Origin of the sequence: Streptomyces sp. NPDC059003, assembly GCF_042740445.1 — a bacterium.
Taxonomy (GTDB): Bacteria; Actinomycetota; Actinomycetes; order Streptomycetales; family Streptomycetaceae; genus Streptomyces.
The window spans coordinates 50,463-66,875 of the sequence record NZ_JBHYJH010000011.1; the positions used below are offsets into that span (position 1 = coordinate 50,463).

General features: G+C 74.4%; 11 protein-coding genes. 4 read left to right on the forward strand and 7 right to left on the reverse strand.

From position 1 onward, the window contains the following. Nucleotides 1-28 precede the first annotated feature (28 nt). Complete coding sequence (locus ACFWZ5_RS07685) at nt 29-454, reverse strand: OsmC family protein (RefSeq protein ID WP_384802177.1); 426 nt, start codon at nt 452-454, stop codon at nt 29-31. Nucleotides 455-727: 273 nt separating this feature from the next. On the opposite strand from ACFWZ5_RS07685, the gene ACFWZ5_RS07690 reads away from it, so the two are divergent. Together ACFWZ5_RS07690 and ACFWZ5_RS07695 are read left to right on the forward strand one after the other, a co-directional pair. Further along, nucleotides 728-4,072 (forward strand): S8 family serine peptidase, encoded by a 3,345-nt coding sequence (locus ACFWZ5_RS07690; protein ID WP_384890525.1) that lies wholly within the window; start codon nt 728-730, stop codon nt 4,070-4,072. 270 nt (nt 4,073-4,342) lie between these two features. Next, complete coding sequence (locus ACFWZ5_RS07695; RefSeq protein WP_384802171.1) at nt 4,343-5,971, forward strand: DUF6345 domain-containing protein; 1,629 nt, start codon at nt 4,343-4,345, stop codon at nt 5,969-5,971. Nucleotides 5,972-5,999: 28 nt separating this feature from the next. Here the strand turns inward: ACFWZ5_RS07695 and ACFWZ5_RS07700 are convergent, their stop codons facing one another. The 3 genes from ACFWZ5_RS07700 to ACFWZ5_RS07710 form a co-directional block, all read right to left on the reverse strand. Further along, nucleotides 6,000-7,409 carry an amino acid permease gene (locus ACFWZ5_RS07700; RefSeq protein WP_384802168.1) on the reverse strand — a complete coding sequence of 470 codons (1,410 nt, stop codon included), beginning with the start codon at nt 7,407-7,409 and terminating at the stop codon, nt 6,000-6,002. A gap of 83 nt (nt 7,410-7,492) precedes the next feature. Continuing rightward, nucleotides 7,493-9,652, reverse strand: coding sequence for a phage holin family protein (locus ACFWZ5_RS07705; RefSeq protein WP_384890527.1), 2,160 nt, complete (start codon nt 9,650-9,652; stop codon nt 7,493-7,495). A 1,388-nt stretch (nt 9,653-11,040) separates the two neighbouring features. Next, complete coding sequence (locus ACFWZ5_RS07710; protein WP_384801016.1) at nt 11,041-11,475, reverse strand: hypothetical protein; 435 nt, start codon at nt 11,473-11,475, stop codon at nt 11,041-11,043. A gap of 95 nt (nt 11,476-11,570) precedes the next feature. Between ACFWZ5_RS07710 and ACFWZ5_RS07715 the strand changes: the two genes are divergently transcribed. Together ACFWZ5_RS07715 and ACFWZ5_RS07720 are read left to right on the forward strand one after the other, a co-directional pair. Beyond that, nucleotides 11,571-12,347, forward strand: coding sequence for an MBL fold metallo-hydrolase (locus tag ACFWZ5_RS07715; protein ID WP_384801013.1), 777 nt, complete (start codon nt 11,571-11,573; stop codon nt 12,345-12,347). After that, nucleotides 12,347-12,979, forward strand: a complete 633-nt coding sequence (locus ACFWZ5_RS07720; RefSeq protein ID WP_384801022.1) for a DedA family protein — start codon at nt 12,347-12,349, stop codon at nt 12,977-12,979. The genes ACFWZ5_RS07715 and ACFWZ5_RS07720 overlap by 1 nt, the downstream gene beginning before the upstream one ends. Nucleotides 12,980-13,088: 109 nt before the next feature. Here ACFWZ5_RS07720 and ACFWZ5_RS07725 read toward each other — a convergent pair whose 3' ends face one another. The 3 genes from ACFWZ5_RS07725 to ACFWZ5_RS07735 form a co-directional block, all read right to left on the reverse strand. Further along, nucleotides 13,089-14,291, reverse strand: coding sequence for an MBL fold metallo-hydrolase (locus tag ACFWZ5_RS07725; protein ID WP_384801011.1), 1,203 nt, complete (start codon nt 14,289-14,291; stop codon nt 13,089-13,091). Next, nucleotides 14,288-15,535 (reverse strand): aminotransferase class I/II-fold pyridoxal phosphate-dependent enzyme, encoded by a 1,248-nt coding sequence (locus ACFWZ5_RS07730; protein ID WP_384801008.1) that lies wholly within the window; start codon nt 15,533-15,535, stop codon nt 14,288-14,290. Before ACFWZ5_RS07730 ends, ACFWZ5_RS07725 begins: the two co-directional genes overlap by 4 nt. Nucleotides 15,536-15,653: 118 nt before the next feature. Next, on the reverse strand, nt 15,654-16,301 hold the full coding sequence (locus ACFWZ5_RS07735) for a hypothetical protein (protein WP_384801006.1): 648 nt from the start codon (nt 16,299-16,301) through the stop codon (nt 15,654-15,656). Nucleotides 16,302-16,413: the final 112 nt, after the last annotated feature.

The following is a 16,413-nucleotide window of genomic DNA, read 5'->3' on the forward strand; positions in this document are numbered from 1 at the left end:
GGCGGCTTCGCGTGGTGGTGCGGGGCGGTCAGGCCAGCTTGGCCGACAGCGTGATCGTCGTGCCGGTCAGGGCCTGGCTGACCGGGCAGTTGGCCTTGGCGTTCTCGGCGGCCGCGAGGAAGCCGGCCTCGTCGAGCCCGGGCACCTCGCCCTCGACGGTGAGGTGGATGCCGGTGATGCCGGTGCCCGGCTGGAAGGTCACGTCGGCGGACGTGACCAGCTTGGTGGGCGGGTTGCCCGCGCCGGTGAGGCCGTGGGAGAGCGCCATGGAGAAGCAGCTGGAGTGCGCGGCGGCGATGAGCTCCTCCGGGCTGGTCTTGCCGTTCGCCTGCTCGGCGCGGGACGGCCAGGACACGGGCTGCTGGCCGATCCCCGACGAGTCGAACGTGACGGTGCCGGAGCCCTCCGTCAGGCTGCCTTCCCAGACCGTGTGCGCGGAGCGCGTGGTAGCCACGATGCCAAATCCCTTCGGTGAAGTTCCGTGGGCTCCATCCGATCACACTCCGGGCGAAAACGCGGCATGGGGCCGGGGCACGGGGCGGTGACGGGGCGGTGACGGGGCTGCGAGAAGCGGCTCCCTTCCCGGCGGCCACCCCCGCGGATCACTCTCCGGTTCCTCTCCGGTTCCTCTCCGGTTGCTCTCAGGACCAGGCAACCCGACGCCCCAACTCCCCCTCCTCATATGTACGTTGCACTCGAACCCCGAGTGCACGAAGAAGGGGTAAGCATGCACCCTCAGTTACGGAGAACCTGCGCCGCGGGCGTCGCGACAGCGGCGGCCGTGGCACTCGCGGCGGGCATGACGGGACCGGCCTCGGCCAACCAACGCCAGGACCGCACGGCGACGGGCCCGGCCCCCGCGGCGGCCGGACCCGATGGCTCCTCGCAGGCCGCGCCCGCGCACCGCCTCACCCTCGTCACCGGAGACCGCGTCGAGGTCGACGCCAAGGGGCGGCTCACCGGATTCGCACCGGCGAAGGGACGCGAACACATACCGGTGCGCACCCGCACCCACCAGGGACACACGCTGGTCCTGCCCTACGACGCCCAGCGCCTGATCACGCAGGGCAAGGTCGACCAGCGCCTGTTCGACGTCACGGAGCTCAGCGCCGAGGCCGACCGGAAGGCCCAGGCGCGCGGCCTCAAGCTGATCATCGGCTACGAGGGGGCCGCACGCGGCGCCCGGGCCGACGTCCGCGCGGCCGGCGGCACCACGGTCCGCCGGAGCCTGAAGACCCTGAACGCGGAGGCCGTCACCACGCCGAAGGACGACGCCGCGCGGCTGTGGCGGGCGCTGACCGACGCGCGCGGGACCACCGCAGGCGTGCGCCATGTGTGGCTGGACGGCATCCGCAAGGCCAGCCTGGACAAGAGCGTGAAGCAGATCGGCGCTCCGAAGGCGTGGGAGGCCGGGTACGACGGCAAGGGCGTCAAGATCGCCGTCCTGGACACCGGCGTCGACGCCACCCACCCCGACCTGAAGGACCAGGTCGCGGGAGCAAAGAACTTCACGCCGTCGCCCGACACCAAGGACCGCATCGGGCACGGCACTCACGTCGCCTCCACCGCGGTAGGTACGGGCGCCAAGTCGAACGGCACGTTCAAGGGCGTCGCCCCCGGCGCGAAGGTCCTCAACGGCAAGGTCCTCAGCGACGAGGGCTGGGGCCAGGACTCCGAGATCGTCGCGGGCATCGAGTGGGCCGCGTCCCAGGGCGCGGACGTCGTCAACCTCAGCCTGGGCGGCGGCGACACGCCTGACGTGGACCCGCTGGAGGCGGCGGTCAACAAGGTCTCCGCCGAGAAGGGCATCCTGTTCGCCATCGCGGCGGGCAACAACGGCGCGCCCGGCTCCATCGACTCCCCGGGCAGCGCGGACGCCGCCCTGACCGTCGGCGCCGTGGACGACAACGACAAGCTGGCCGAGTTCTCCAGCCAGGGCCCGCGCATCGGCGACGGCGCCGTCAAGCCCGACGTGACCGCGCCCGGCGTGAACATCACCGCGGCCGCGGCGCCCGGCAGTCAGATCGAGAAGGAGGTCGGCCAGAACCCCGAGGGCTATCTGACGATCTCCGGCACCTCGATGGCGACCCCGCACGCCGCAGGCGCCGCCGCCCTGCTCAAGCAGCAGCACCCCACCTGGAAGTCCGCCGAGCTCAAGGGCGCCCTCACCGCGTCCACCAAGGGCGGCACGTACACCGCGTTCCAGCAGGGTTCGGGCCGCATCGCCGTCGACAAGGCCATCGGCCAGACGGTGATCGCCGAGCCGGTGTCCCTGTCGTACAAGAAGCAGCTGTGGCCGCACACCGACGACAAGCCGGTCACCAAGAAGGTCACGTACAAGAACCTCGGCACCAAGGACGTCACCCTCGACCTGAAGGTGGCCGCCACCAACCCCAAGGGCGATCCGGCACCGGACGGGTTCTTCAAGCTCGGCGCCGAGAAGATCACTGTCCCGGCGGGCGGGACGGCGGCCGTGGACCTGACCACCGACACCACGCTCGGCGGCGCGGTGAACGGCTTCTACTCCGCGTACGTCATCGCTTCCGGCGACGGCCAGTCCGTGCGCACGGCGGCCGCGGTCGAGCGCGAGGTCGAGTCGTACGAGGTGACCCTGAAGACGCTCGGCCGCGACGGGCGGCCGACGGCGCACTACGCCACGCTCCTCGCGGCGATCACCGGGCCCGACAAGGGCACGAACCGCTTCCCGCACAGCCCGTCCGGCACCACCACGACCCGGGTCGCCAAGGGGAGTTACCTCCTCGACACGGCGGTCTACGTCGACCCGGACAACGGTGACAAGGGCACCGACTGGCTCGTCCGGCCGAAGCTCGCCGTCGACAGGAAGATGACGGTGACGCTCGACGCCCGCAAGGCCGAGCCGGTCGACATCACCGTCCCGGACCGGAACGCCAAGCTGGTGTTCATGGACGCCCGTTACACCTACCAGGGCTACGAGCTGGGCGCGCTGCCCGTCAACGCCTTCACGAGCCTGCGCACCGCGCACCTCGGCCCCGCGGTCCCCTCGGGCCTCGGCCAGCAGTGGCTCGGGACCTGGCGCAAGGGCGCGGACACGCGCTACGACCTGCTGCTCGGCGGCGAGGTGCGCAAGCTCGCGACCGGCTACACCAGGCACCTCAAGGCGGGCGACTTCGCCACGCTGAAGGTCCGCACCGGCGCGTCGACGCCCGACCGGTGGGGCGCCCTGTCCCTCGCCGGCTATCTGCCGGGGGTGGGCGGCATCTCACCGATCCTGCCGCCGCAGAAGCTGCCGCGCACGACGACGTCGTACGTGTCCGCGCTCGACGGGGTGAAGTGGGGCGCCGGCGTCGAGCAGTACGGCGACAAGGACGCCGCCGGTGACCGGGTCCTCGAGGGCGCCTACGACATGGCCCCGGAGACCTTCCGAGCCCGGAAGACGTACACCAGGACGTTCAACACCGGTGTCTTCGGCCCGCGCATCGGCGCCGACATGGGCGTCTTCCGCACGGGCGACCAGCTGCGCGGCCGCCTTCCGATCGTGGCCGACGGCCAGGGGCACCCCGGCTGGACGCTCTACACCAAGGAGAAGTCCGTCCTGTTCCGCGACGGCGTGAAGATCGCCGAGAAGAACGACGCGGTGACGGGCGCCGAGACCTTCAAGGTCCCGGCGGCGGACGCGGAGTACCGGCTCACGGCGTCCGTGACCCGCTCCCCGAAGCTGGCCGCGGTGTCCTCGCGCGTCGACGCCAGCTGGACCTTCCGCTCCCGGCACGTCACGGACGAGACCGCGCTGCCCGTGTCCACCGTCCGTTTCACGCCGAAGGTGGGTCTGGACAGCCGGGCCCCGGCGGGCGTGAAACAGTCCGTGCCGGTGACCGTCCAGGGCCACGCGGCGGGTGACAACCTCAAGTCGCTGACGGCGTACGCCAGTTACGACAAGGGCCGTACGTGGACCGAGCTGAAGGTCGTCGACGGCAGGGCCGAGGTGAAGAACCCGGCCCGCGGCAAGGGCGTTTCCTTCCGCGCCGAGGTCACCGACAAGCAGGGCAACACGTCGACGGTGGCCGTCGTCGACGCCTACATCGGCCGGTAGACCGCAACAGGACAACCTCTGTTTCCCGCCAACCGCGCGGCCCCCTCGCTGTGTTCGAGGGGGCCGCGCTGGTGCGCGGGTCCCGTACGAACAATGGGGCGGCGAATGCCCTGGCCGGCGGGGCTGTTGGGGCGCCGCGGCACGCCCGGTGCGGGTTCCCTATGGCCGGAATGACAACTGGGCAAGGACCGTCCACGGTGACACTTTTAGGCCCCCTCGACCGCGTGCGGTTCAGCCACGCGAGGGGGAGATCACCCAGGGGGTCAGACCATGCGCATGATCTACGCGGACCGCGGACCGTCTCCGCTGGAACTGGAGAAGCCGGGCGCGGCCGGGGAGCGGGACTCCACGTTCGGCTGGTGGGGCGCGTTCAGCATCGAGAAGTTCGCCACCGCTTCACCGCTGTACTACACCCACGAGGACGCCATCGGCTTCCTGGCGTACCTGCAGCAGTTCTACGACCGCAACTTCTGGTTCGCCGACGGGGGCGTCCAGGTGTGGGCGTACGAGGAGACGTACGACAACTGGCAGGACCGCTACGGCATGGACGCGGTGTGCGCCGTGTACCACTCGGGCCACGGCACCATGGACGGCAACGGCGTGTTCTACGCGCCGCTCGGCGCGGCCTGGGACGGCCGCACGGACGCCGTCTCCTCGCGGATGGCACTCGGCAACGAGAAGGCCAAGTACGTCTTCTGGTCCACCTGCCTGTCGCTGCGGGTCCTCGGCGGGCACTCGCCGATCCGTACGTGGGCGGGGCCCAACGTCGGCTTCCGCATGCTGTTCGGGTTCGAGACGACCAGCGTCGACAACCCCGACTACGGCAAGAAGTTCTGGGAGAAGTGGCGGTCGGGGCAGACGTTCTGCGACGCCTGGCTGAACGCGAGCTGGGACATCTCGACGCACCAGGCCCCGTCCGTCTGCGCGGTCGGCGCGACCCAGGCCGAGGCCGAGGGCCGCCTCAACACGGAGCGGAACTTCTACCGCGACGCCGTGCCGGACAACTGGTACGCGTGGCGCTGGTACTACGCGCGCGAATCGCTCGGCGAGCAGCTGACGGCGGCGCCCCAGGGCGCCGAGGTCGTCCAGCTCGCGCCGCGCGACCCGAGCGCCGAGCTCGCCCGGGCGGGGCGGCTCGCATCCTTCCCGGCGGCGGCCCTCGAAGAGGTGCAGGTGGAGCGGCAGGGCGTGCTCAGCGCGAGCTCCGGTGACCGCACGGTGTCCACGGGCCCGCACGCGGTGCGCTGGGTGCGGCTCGCCGAGCCCAACCACCGCAACACCACGCCGCTGGCGACGGACCGCGCGGTCGAGCTCGCGCGGGCCTTCGCCGAGCAGCACGCCGACGGCGCGGAGCTGGTCGTCGACAGCGTGCACGACCTGATGCAGAACTCCGGCACGAAGGACGGCTCGGAGCTCGGCGCGCCGACGACCGTGCAGACGCACGTCACGTTCCGGCAGGCCTTCGACGGCGTCCCCGTCATCACGCCCGACCGCGGCGTGATCCGCGTCGGCCTCGACAACGACGGCACGGTCGTGCAGGCGCAGCTGTCGACGCGGCAGGCCACCGGCAGCTCGCGCGCGCCGTCCAGCCGGGTCGCGGCGCCGACGGGTGAGGGCACGGCGGCCAGGGAGGTCCCGGCGATCAGCGACCCGAACGAGGCGCTCGCCGCCGCGCAGCAGCGGCTGCTCGCCGAGCTCGCGGTCCGCGGTTCGGGCGGCGACGCCTCCGCCGCGGCCGCGCCGGAGCCCGAGGTCAGGGACGTGCCCGGCACGTTCTCCGTGGGCTACGAGGTCGAGGGCAACGAGGCCTACCCGGCGGCCCGCAAGCTCATCGAGATCGGCGCCGCGGGCAGCGAGTACAAGACCCAGCGCTGGGTGACGGTGCCGCTGGCCCGGTAGCGGAAGGGGCCCCGACGGGGGTCGGGCGTCAGGGGGTGGCGGTCCGCTTCTTGCGGGCCGCCATCCACGCGTACACGAGGACGCCCGCGAACAGGAAGAGCACGCCCTGGTAGACCGCCGCGTACCCGGCGCCCGCGACCAGCCACATCGAGAACCCGAACGCGCCCGCGGCGAGCACCGCGTCCCGCACCAGGCGCGAGCGGTTGACGCGGTCGTGCTGCCCGGAGGCGAGGAAGTAGATCTGCGCGGCGGTCGCGAGGAGGTACGGCACGGTCGCGGTGAACGTCGTGACGAGCACCAGGACCTCGAAGACCCCGGACGCGCCCGCCGTGTAGTTGTAGACGGTCAGGAGCGAGGCGAGGACGACGGTCACGAGGACGCCCGCCGTCGGCACGCCGCGCTTCTTCTTCGCGAACACGGCGGGGAAGAGCCCGTCGCGGGCGGCGGCGTACGGCGTCTGGGCGCTCAGGAGCGTCCAGCCGTTCAGGGCGCCGACCATCGACACGAGCGCGGCGACGGCGACGGCGGTGCCGCCCCACGACCCGCCGAACATGACGTCGACGGCGTCCGAGAACGGCGCGGTGGACGTGACGAGCTTGTCGTGCGCGACGGTGCCGAACACGGCGAGCGTGCCGAGCAGATAGACCAGGGCCGCGCCGAGCGTGCCGAGGATGGTGGCCCGGCCGACGTTGCGCCGCGGGTCGCGCACCTCACCGGCGCTGACGGCCGCCGACTCGACGCCCAGGTAGGAGAAGAGCAGGATCGCGGCGGACGCGGACACCGCGCCGATCGCGCTGTCGTCACTGGCCTGGAACGGCCCGAGGTTGTCCGGGTCGAAGAAGAAGAGCCCGCCGAACGCGACGAGCAGCAGCGGCAGGAACTTCAGCACGGTGGCGACGAGCTGCACGGCGCCCACGTACCGCGTCCCGGCGAAGTTGGCGAGCGCGGGCAGGAGCTGCAGGACGAGGGCGGCCAGGCAGGCGGTCCACTTGTGGTCGGTGACCGGCATCAGCACGTCGAGGTAGCCGACGGCGGCGACGGCGAGCGCCGCGTTGGACACCCACGTCGTGATCCAGTACGCCCACGCGGCGAGGAAGCCCGCGAAGTCGCCGAACGCCTCACGCGCGTACACGTACGGCCCGCCGGTGCGCGGGTCGCGCCGGGCGAGCCGGCCGAAGACCAGGGCGAGCGCGATGGCCCCGGCGGTCAGGACGGCGAACGCGACGAGGCTGACGGTGCCGAACGGCGCGACGGAGGCCGGGAGCAGGAAGATGCCGCCGCCGATGATGTTGCCCATGACGAGGCAGGTGGCGACGGGGAGCCCGAACCGGCGGGCGTGCTTGTCGCCGTCGTGCGGGGCGGCCGGCTTGTCCTCCTCGCGGGCCGTGTCCTGCTGGAGCGCCGGAGCCGGCGGGGGTGCGGTTCCGGTGTCGTGCATGGGGTGGTGCGCCTCTCCTCGTGCCGGGCGCCCGGGATCGCCGGGCGCAGGCAATGGTCGGGCACCGCCCACTCAGCGCAAAATCACTGCGCTTTGTCCTGTACGACGGGGTCGGCGGCCGAAAAAGCTGTCGGCGCCCCCGCTTCCGGAAGGCGATCATCCATGGGTGTGACGAGGGGCACTTCCGGCCCGAACCCCTCGCCCAGCCAGCGCCGGAGCACCTGGTGCACGGCCTCCGCGCCGACGAGTTCGCCGCCCTCGTCGACGGGCGGCGGCAGCGCGAGCGGCGAGAGCAGGAACGGCCGGGACTGGGCGCCGCCGAGCCCGCCGTGCGAGCCGATCTGCTCCTCGAAGGCGAGCACTTCGCCGTCCTGCGGGTCGTACGCGGAGTTGACCATGATGTCGGCGGTGTGCGGGAAGGAGTCGGTGCGCCGCACGACGTCGGCGGCGCCGGGCCCGAAGTCGGCGAGCGGCCCGAGGACCGCGGGGTCCGCGTCGGCGTCGAGGCCGTCGAGCTCGTCGAGGTACACCTCGACGCCGCGCGCGCCCATGACGAGCGGCCCGCGCTCCGCACTGCGGACGAGCAGGAACCCGACGCCCGGATGGTTGGCGAGCGTCGGCAGGAGCGCCGGATGGCGGTCGTCGATCTCCTCGCGCGTCATGCGGTGGGACACGTCGGGGAACGACACCAGGCCGAGGTTGCCCGAGGCCAGCACGATCGGCTCGGCGCGGCGGCGCGGCCGGTGCTCGCCCTTGCCCTCCTCGACGGGCCTGCGCAGCGCCGCCCGCACCGCCGAGCGGGCCTCGGCGCCGCTGTGGGTGCGCTGCGCCTTGCGCGGCACGGGCAGGCCGCACCCGGCCCGCACCAGGTCGCCGAGGGTGAGGCCGTAGCGGGCGCGGAACGTCTCGCCGGGGCTCTGGCCGTGGTCCGAGAGGAGCACGATGCGGTACGGGCGCGGGGCGTGCTCGGCGACCTGGGCGAGCAGGGCGAGGGACCGGTCGAGCCGCCGCAGGACCCGCTCGGCGTCGCCGCTCGCGGGCCCGGAGTGGTGGGCGACCTCGTCGTACGCCACCAGGTCCGCGTACACGGCGGCGCGCCCGGCGAGCATGTCCCCGATGACGGCGGCGACCACGACGTCGCGCTCCACGACGGTCGCGAAGGCCCGGATGAACGGGTAGAGCCCGCCGCGGCTCACCCGCGGGCGGCGCCTGCGGATCCGGGCGTGGGTCGACTCGCCGATCTCCCTGCCGACCTCGGCGATGAAGGACAGGGCGGTGCGGACGGCGTTGGCGGGGTCGGAGAAGTAGGCGAAGTACCCGGCACGCGACCGATTCTCCTTCCCTCGGCGAGCGGCCATCGACAGCACCAGAGCCAGCTGCTCGGCACCCCCACTGAACAGATTCCCGCGGCTCGCGCCGTCGAGGGTGAGCAGACCGCCGCTGCCGGTGCGGGCGACGGCGCGGCGCTGCAGCTCCACGGCGGACGCGGGCCGGTTGGACACCATCACCTCGCCGGTGTCCTTCTCGTACCAGCGGAAGGCGGGGACGTCGTACGTGCTGCCGTGCAGGATGCCGAGCTGGCTCGCGCCGGTCTGGCTCGACCAGTCGGTGCGCCAGGGGGTGAGGCGGTGGGTGGCCGCGCCGTCGTGGGTGCCGAGCCAGCGGGCGACGGTGGGCATGAGGCCCTTGCGCACCGCGCCGTCGAGGACGTCGTGTCCCACGCCGTCCAGCTGGATGAAGACCGTGCCCGGCGTGGACGGGCCGCGCGGGGCCTCGGCGCGGCGGCGCCTGCGGTCGGCCAGGCGGTACAGGCGACGGCGGTACGCGTCGTCGTCACGGACGGCGAGGGCGCCGCCCGTCGCCGACGCGACCGCCGACATCACGGCCGCGACGACGACGGCGGTCTCGGCGTTGGCGTCGCCGCGGCCGTCCGGGATGAGGCGCAGGGCGAGCAGCAGCAGCGACCCGTTGAGGAAGAAGTTGAGCAGGCCGAGTACCAGGGCGGGTACGAGGAGCAGGGCACGGACGAGGAGGGGCCACACCAGGGCGGAGAGCAGGCCGAAGGCGCCCGCGCCCAGGGCCGCCGTCACCGCGATGCGGGTGGCGCTGTCGCCGTCGTCGGACTGGAGCTTGAAGTCCGGCAGGATGCCGGCGAGGGCGAGCATCGTGAGCGTGCTCACCGCCCATACCGCGGTCACGCGCCACAGCGCGCGTCCTAGTGTCCGCCATCGCCCGTCGCGCACCGTCGCCCCGCCTCGCCATTCCTACCGTCCCCCCACCCTTGCACAACCCCCCACCCACCCTGGCCCCGAGGCCCCGAACCCCTGCCCCAACGCCCCGGACAGCCTCACCCCAGCCCCCGCCACCCCACCACCTCACCGCCCGCCACCCCGGCACCCCGTAGCCCCGTAGCCCCGTAGCCCCGTAGCCCCGTAGCCCCGTAGCCCCTGGACACCCTCGACCCCAGCGCCCCCGGGCACCCTCGACTCGGCGCACCGTCGCGGCTTCCGGCCCACCGCTCCGCGGCGGGCTGCCCACCCACCCGCCCGTGATGCTTGTCCCCGGCGCACCCTCTGCGGCTGACGCCCACCGCTCCGCGGTGGCTTCCCACCCGCCCGCCCGTGACCCTGGTCCCCGGCCCACCGCTGACAGCCTCCGCCTCCCCCACGCTCACCCTCGCGGCCTCCGCCGACCACCCTCACGAGGCGCCGCCCCAGCCCAACCTCCGCGGCTTCCGGCCCACCGCTCCGCGGCGGGCATCCCACCCACCCGCCCGTGACTGTGGTCCCCGGCCGACCCGCAGGGGGCAACCTCGGCGCCAAGCGCAACGAGTGGGCGGGCGGGACGGAAAGTGCGAGGGAACGCCGGGGGTGAGGGGCGCGCGGGTGCGTGGGAGGCCGCTGGCGGTGCGCCGGGGGCGAGGGCCATGGGCGGGCGGGTGGGAAGCCCACCGCGGAGCGGTGGGCGTGAGCCGCAGAGGGTGGGCCGGGGCGACAGTCATGGGCGGGCGGGTGGGAAAGCCACCGCGGAGCGGTGGGACGGCAGCCACGGCAGGGCGCCGGGGGCAACAGTCACATGGGCGAGCGGGAAGCCGCCGACGGTACGCCGGGGACAAGCATCACGGGCGGGCGGGTGGCAAGCCCACCGCGGAGCGGTGGGACCCAAGCCGCCACGGGGCGCCGGAGGTGAGGGGCGCGCGGGCGGGCGGAAGCCCCCGACGGTGCGCCGGGGACGAGGGTCACGGGAGGGTGGGTGGGAGCCCGCCGCGGAGCGGTGGGACGGAGGCCGCCACGGGGCGCCGGGGGCGACAGTCATGGGCGGGCGGGTGGGAAAGCCACCGCGGAGCGGTGGGACCCAAGCCGCAGCAGGGCGCCGGAGGTGAGGGGCGCGCGGGCGGGCGGAGGCCGCTGGCGGGGCGCCGGGGGCGAGGGTTACGGGCGGGCGGGTGGGAAGCCCGCCGCGGAGCGGTGGGACCCAAGCCGGAGCGGGGCGCCGGGGGTGAGGGGCGCGCGGGTGGGTGGGAGGCCGCTGGCGGTGCGCCGGGGGCGAGGGTTACGGGCGGGTGGGTGGGAGGCCGCCGCGGAGCGGTGGGGCGGAGGCCGCTACGGGGCGCGGGGGCGGGACGCCTGGGTTAGCAGCCGTCGTAGCCAGCTGTTGGCATGGACAACCTGCGGTGCACCCGCGCCTTCATGTGGGAGTCGTAACACGGCTCCGCAAGCCCCGCGGTCTCCACCCGCACCCCCCGCCGCGCACACTCCGCGGTGAACTCGTCCGCCGACCGCAACGCCCGCTCGAGCACACGGCGGCTGGGCACGACGAAGAGGTCGACGAGGCCCGCGTCGACATCGTTCCAGAGCACGGCGTGATCGGTACGCAAGCCCCGTACGACGAGCTCACGGGTCACCACATAGCCCTGGGCGGCAGCCCACTTCGCACACATGGCGTGCTGACTGCGCGAGTCGACCAGGAACGGGTCGGCGTCCAGCTCCTCCAGAGGCGTCAGGCTGGCGATCGCCGCGACCCGCACGGCACGCCCGCCCCCGCTCCCCCCGCCGGGATTTCCCATGGCGTCCCCCCTCACCTCTGGTGTCAGCCGTTGACACTACTCCTGGCCGTAGGCTCGGAGACAGTCACACGAAGGAGGAACGGGTGCGGGCGGACATGACGGTCACATGGTGGGGCCATGCCACCTGCACGGTCGAGGACTCGGGCATCCGCGTCCTGACCGATCCGCTGTTCGTGCGCCGCCTCGCGCACTTGCGCCGCCGCAGAGGAGCGGTCCCGCCCCCGGAGGCCGCCCGCGCAGACGTCGTCCTCCTGTCCCATCTGCACGCCGACCATCTGCACGTGCCGTCCCTGGCCCGGCTCGCCCCCGGCACCCGCGCCCTGGTCCCGCGCGGCGCCGCCCGCTCCGTACCGGGCCTGCGCAAGCTGTCCCACCTGCGGTTCACGGAGGTCGCGCCGGGCGACGAGGTGCCGGTCGGCGACGGCGGCCGTGTCGTCGTACGCGTCGTGCCCGCCCTGCACGACGGCCGCCGCCTGCCCCTCGGACCGCACCGCTCCCCCGCGCTCGGCTATGTCGTCGAGGGCGCGGCCCGCACCTACTTCGCCGGTGACACCGGGCTCTTCGACGCGATGGCCGACGAGGTCGGCCCCGTCGACGTGGCGCTGCTCCCGGTCGGCGGCTGGGGCCCCTACCTCGGCCACGGCCACCTCGACCCGGGGCGTGCCGCGGAGGCGCTTGCCCGGCTGGCGCCGCGCAGCGCGGTGCCGGTGCACTACGGCACGTACTGGCCGATCGGCATGGACGCGGTGCGGCCGCATGAATTCCACGCCCCGGGCGACGAGTTCGTCCGGCAGGCCGCGCGCCGGGCGCCGGACGTGGCCGTGCACCTCCTCGGGCACGGCGAGAGCGTCCGCCCGGAGGCCGCCCGATGATGCTCGCCGCGGCGTCCCAGGTGACGCCGGAGTCCACGCAGCAGGCCGTCGGCTATCCGTCGCTGTTCCTGCTGGTGGTGCTCGGCGCGCTGGTGCCGGTGGTGCCGACGGGCGCGCTGGTGAGTTCGGCGGCGGTGGTGGCCTTCCACCAGACCGACACCTCGCCGTTCGCGCTGCTCATCGTGTTCGGCGTGGCGTCGCTCGCCGCGTTCACCGGCGACATGGGCCTGTACTGGCTCGGGCGGCGCGGCATGCGCTCGAAGAACGGCTCGCGCTGGCTGGAGGCCATCCGCGACCGCGCCCCGGAGGAGCGGCTCGCGCAGGCCCAGGACAAGCTCAAGGACCACGGCGTGCTCGTGCTCGTCCTGTCCCGGCTCGTCCCCGCGGGCCGGCTCCCGGTGATGCTGGCGTGCCTGATGGCGAAGATGCCCGTGCGCGAGTTCGCCCGCGGCAACCTGCCCGCGTGCCTGGCGTGGTCGGTGACGTACCAGCTCATCGGCATCCTCGGCGGCTCCCTGTTCCCCGAGCCCTGGCAGGGCGTGGCCCTGGCGGTGGGCCTGACGCTGCTCATCAGCGTCGCCCCGGCCATCTGGCGCCGGATGCGCAAGGCTTTCAGCCCGTCCGGCGTTTGAGGACGAGCCGCGCAGCGGCGATGAAGGGGGGTGCCAGGGGCGCAGCCCCCTGGTTCGGGAAGGGGCGGGCCTGGGGCGCCACCCGCGAGGGCCTCACCCCTCAAGGGCCTCACCCCGCAAGCACCCGCGACCCACCCACCGCCAGATCCCACAGATCCCCCCGCTCCAACCCCGCCGCCTCCCACGCCGCACGCACCCGCACCAACGGCTCGAGCACCGGCTCGGCCGACAGCAGGAACGTCCCCCAGTGCATGGGCGCCATCCGCCGCGCCCCCACGTCGACGGCGGCCCGCACCGCCTCCTCGGGATCGCAGTGGACATCCCGCAGCCACCAGCGCGGGTCGTACGCCCCGATCGGCAGGAGGGCCAGATCGATCCCGGGGTACCGCTCACCGATCCGCGAGAACCAGTGCCCGTACCCGGTGTCGCCCGCGAAGTACACCCGCTGCCCGTCGGCGTCGGTGAGCACCCAGCCGCCCCACAGGCTGCGGCAGGTGTCCCTGAGGCCCCGCTTGGACCAGTGGTGGGCGGGCACGAAGTCGAAGCGGACCCCGCCGAGTTCGGCGGACTCCCACCAGTCGAGCTCGGTGACGCGGGTGAAGCGGCGGCGGGTGAACCAGCGGCCGAGGCCCGCGGGCACGAACAGCGGGGTGTCGCGCGGCAGCCGCTTGAGGGTGGGCGCGTCCAGGTGGTCGTAGTGGTTGTGGCTGATGACGACGGCGTCGACGCGCGGCAGCGCGCTCCAGGCCACGCCGACGGGCGTGACGCGGGCCGGGGTGCCGAGGATCTTCCGGGACCAGACGGGGTCGGTGAGCACGGTGAGGCCGCCGACGCGGACGACCCAGCTGGCGTGGCCCGCCCAGGTCACGGCGACCGTGCGGGAGTCGACGCGCGGCAGCGGCCCCGGCGCGAACGGCAGTTGCCGGATGTCGGCGAGCCCCTCGGGCCCCGGCCGCAGCGCGCCCTCGCGGGCGAACCGGGCGAACGCGCGCAGTCCGGGCAGCGGCGCGGTGAGCCGGTCCGCGAACGACCGCGGCCACAGCCGCGGCGCGGGGGTGCGCGGCACGGCGGCGGGAACGGTGGGGGCACGGGGGGCGGCGGCAGGTGCGCCGTGCGCGGCCCGTACGCCGCCCGCACCCCCGTTGCCTGCGGCCTGCCGTGCCCGCGCCGCGGTCTGTACCGTGCCCCGCTCCCTGCCCTCCCCCGTCGCCGACTCCGTATCACTGCCGGTGCCGGTGCCGGGGGCGGTCCCGGAGTCGGCGTCGGGCTCCGTGTCGGGCTCCGTGTCGGGCTGCTGTGTCTGCTGCGTCACCGAGGAGGCTCCCATCGCTGTGCTTCTGCGCGGAGATCGTCGAAGGCCGATCCGACCATGGTCAACACGCGTTCCACGTGCGGCAATTCCAGCGGGTCCGGCGCGGCGAGCGCGTCCGCGCGCTCCTGCGGGCCCGTGCCGAGGAACGGTCCCGTGGACAGGCGTACGCGCAGCGCGTCGATGTCGTCGCCGAAGCGGTGGCCTCCGGGGGCGGGCATGCCGAGCCGCTCCTGGAGGAGGTCCTCCAGTTCCTGCGCGTCCGTGGCGCCGGACGCGGCGAGCGCGGCGCGCAGCGGGCCGAGGTCCGCGTACACGTGGCGGCCCGCCCGGGGCGGCCGGGCGAGGGCGCCCGCGGCCACGAGGGTGTCCCGGAGAGCGGCGGCCACGCGCGCGTGCACCCGGTTCGCGGCGGTCAGGCGGGCGGTGATCGCGTCCGGTTCGCCCAGTGCGTACGCGGCCGCGGCGGCGGCCGGTGCGGCGAGGGACGCGCCGAGCGCGGTGAGCACGTCGAGGGTGCGGGCGCGCAGCGCGGCACCGGCGCCGTGCGCGGGGAAGCGGGCGACGGCCGCGGGCAGGGCGGGCGGCAGGAAGGGCCCGGAGAGGTCGCAGACGACGGTGACCCGCTCGGGGTCCATCTCGGCGGGGCCGACCAGGACGGTGTCGTGCGGCCGGTGCAGGGTGTCGCGCCAGGTCTCGTCGCTGACGATGTGCAGGCCCTCGCCCGCCGCGGCCTCGACGGCCTCGTGCACGACCTCCGGCGGCGGCACGGTCGCCGTCGGGTCGTCCGCGACGGACAGGACGAGCAGCCGGGGCGTGCCGCCTTCGTCACGGACGCGCCGTACGGTCTCCAGGAGCGCGTACGCGTCGGGGGCGCCGCCGCACTCGGCGGGCGTCGGCACGTGGTAGACCGACCGGCCGAGGAGCCGCAGCTGGGGTTCCCACCAGGCGGCGCAGGGGCGCGGCAGCAGGACGTCGCCGCCGACCGCGGCGGCGAGCGCGAGCAGCAGCGGGGCCGCGCCGGGCGCCGCGGCGACGTGGTCGCGCTCCACGGGCAGGCCGCGGCGGGCCCAGTAGCCGTATGCCGCCTCGCGGAGCGCGGGGTCGCCGCCGGGTGGCTGCACATGGGCGCGGCCCGCGGCGGACGCGACCACGGCGGCGAGCTCCGCGAGCACCGGAAGCCCCGGCTCCGGCAGGGGTGGGCCATACCGGACGCGGCCGCGTCCCGCGTGGTCCGACCGCCGCATGGGCACCTCCGTGCGCTCCCGTGGCCACCGGAATGACCATTCGTGTGCCGTCGGGTGTCTGCGTACCCACGGCGGCGCCGCTCCACCTTCCGGTGGCCGACGGCTTGCTCCGCGGTGGTCAGCGGGTTGACGCGCGGTCGCGGCGCATCCGGTGCACCGCGAGGCCGAAGGCGCCCGCGACGAGGACGCCGCCCGCGACCAGGGCCGCGGGCGAATCGGTGAACGTGCCGCCCTCGCCCGCGCGGACGCCGTGCGGGGCGGGGTGGGCCGTGTGGGTGGGCGCGGTGTGGGTGGGCGAGGCGGAACGGGTGACGGTGAACGTGGCCTGCCACTGGCCGTCACCGGGGCAGGTGCCGTCCACGGACCACTCCGACACCTCGCCCACCGCGTCGGGCCCGCCGGGCGCGAAGCCCGCCGCTCCGGCGATGCGGGCGGTGCCCTGGTACCCGACGCCGGTGAGCGTCTCGTTCTGGCTCTGGTTCTGGCTCTGGTTCTGGCTCTGGACGCGCTGGAGCTGGACCGTGCCCTGCTCGAACGCCTGCGAGGTCGCGGCCATCGTCTGCGGGGGCGTCCCGCCCGTGGCCGGGCAGGAGACGGAGACGGTGACCTGTTCGCCGGGGGCGGCCCGGTCGGGGGTCACTTCGGCGGCCGTGTTGTCGGCGTGAGCGGGTGCGGCGGCGGCGAGGAGGCAGAGGGCGGCGGTGGCCACGGGGACGGCGAGGGGGGTGAGGCGGCGGAACGGGGTCAGGGGTGCGGAAGTGCGCATGAGGTCATTCGAGCCTGACTGGGCGTCATCCGCGCGGTAGGGCCTCCGGCCGGGTGAGCGGCGTGGCGCGGGCCGCCCGTGCGCCGCGCCGCTCCGTCCGGCTGCCCCGCGC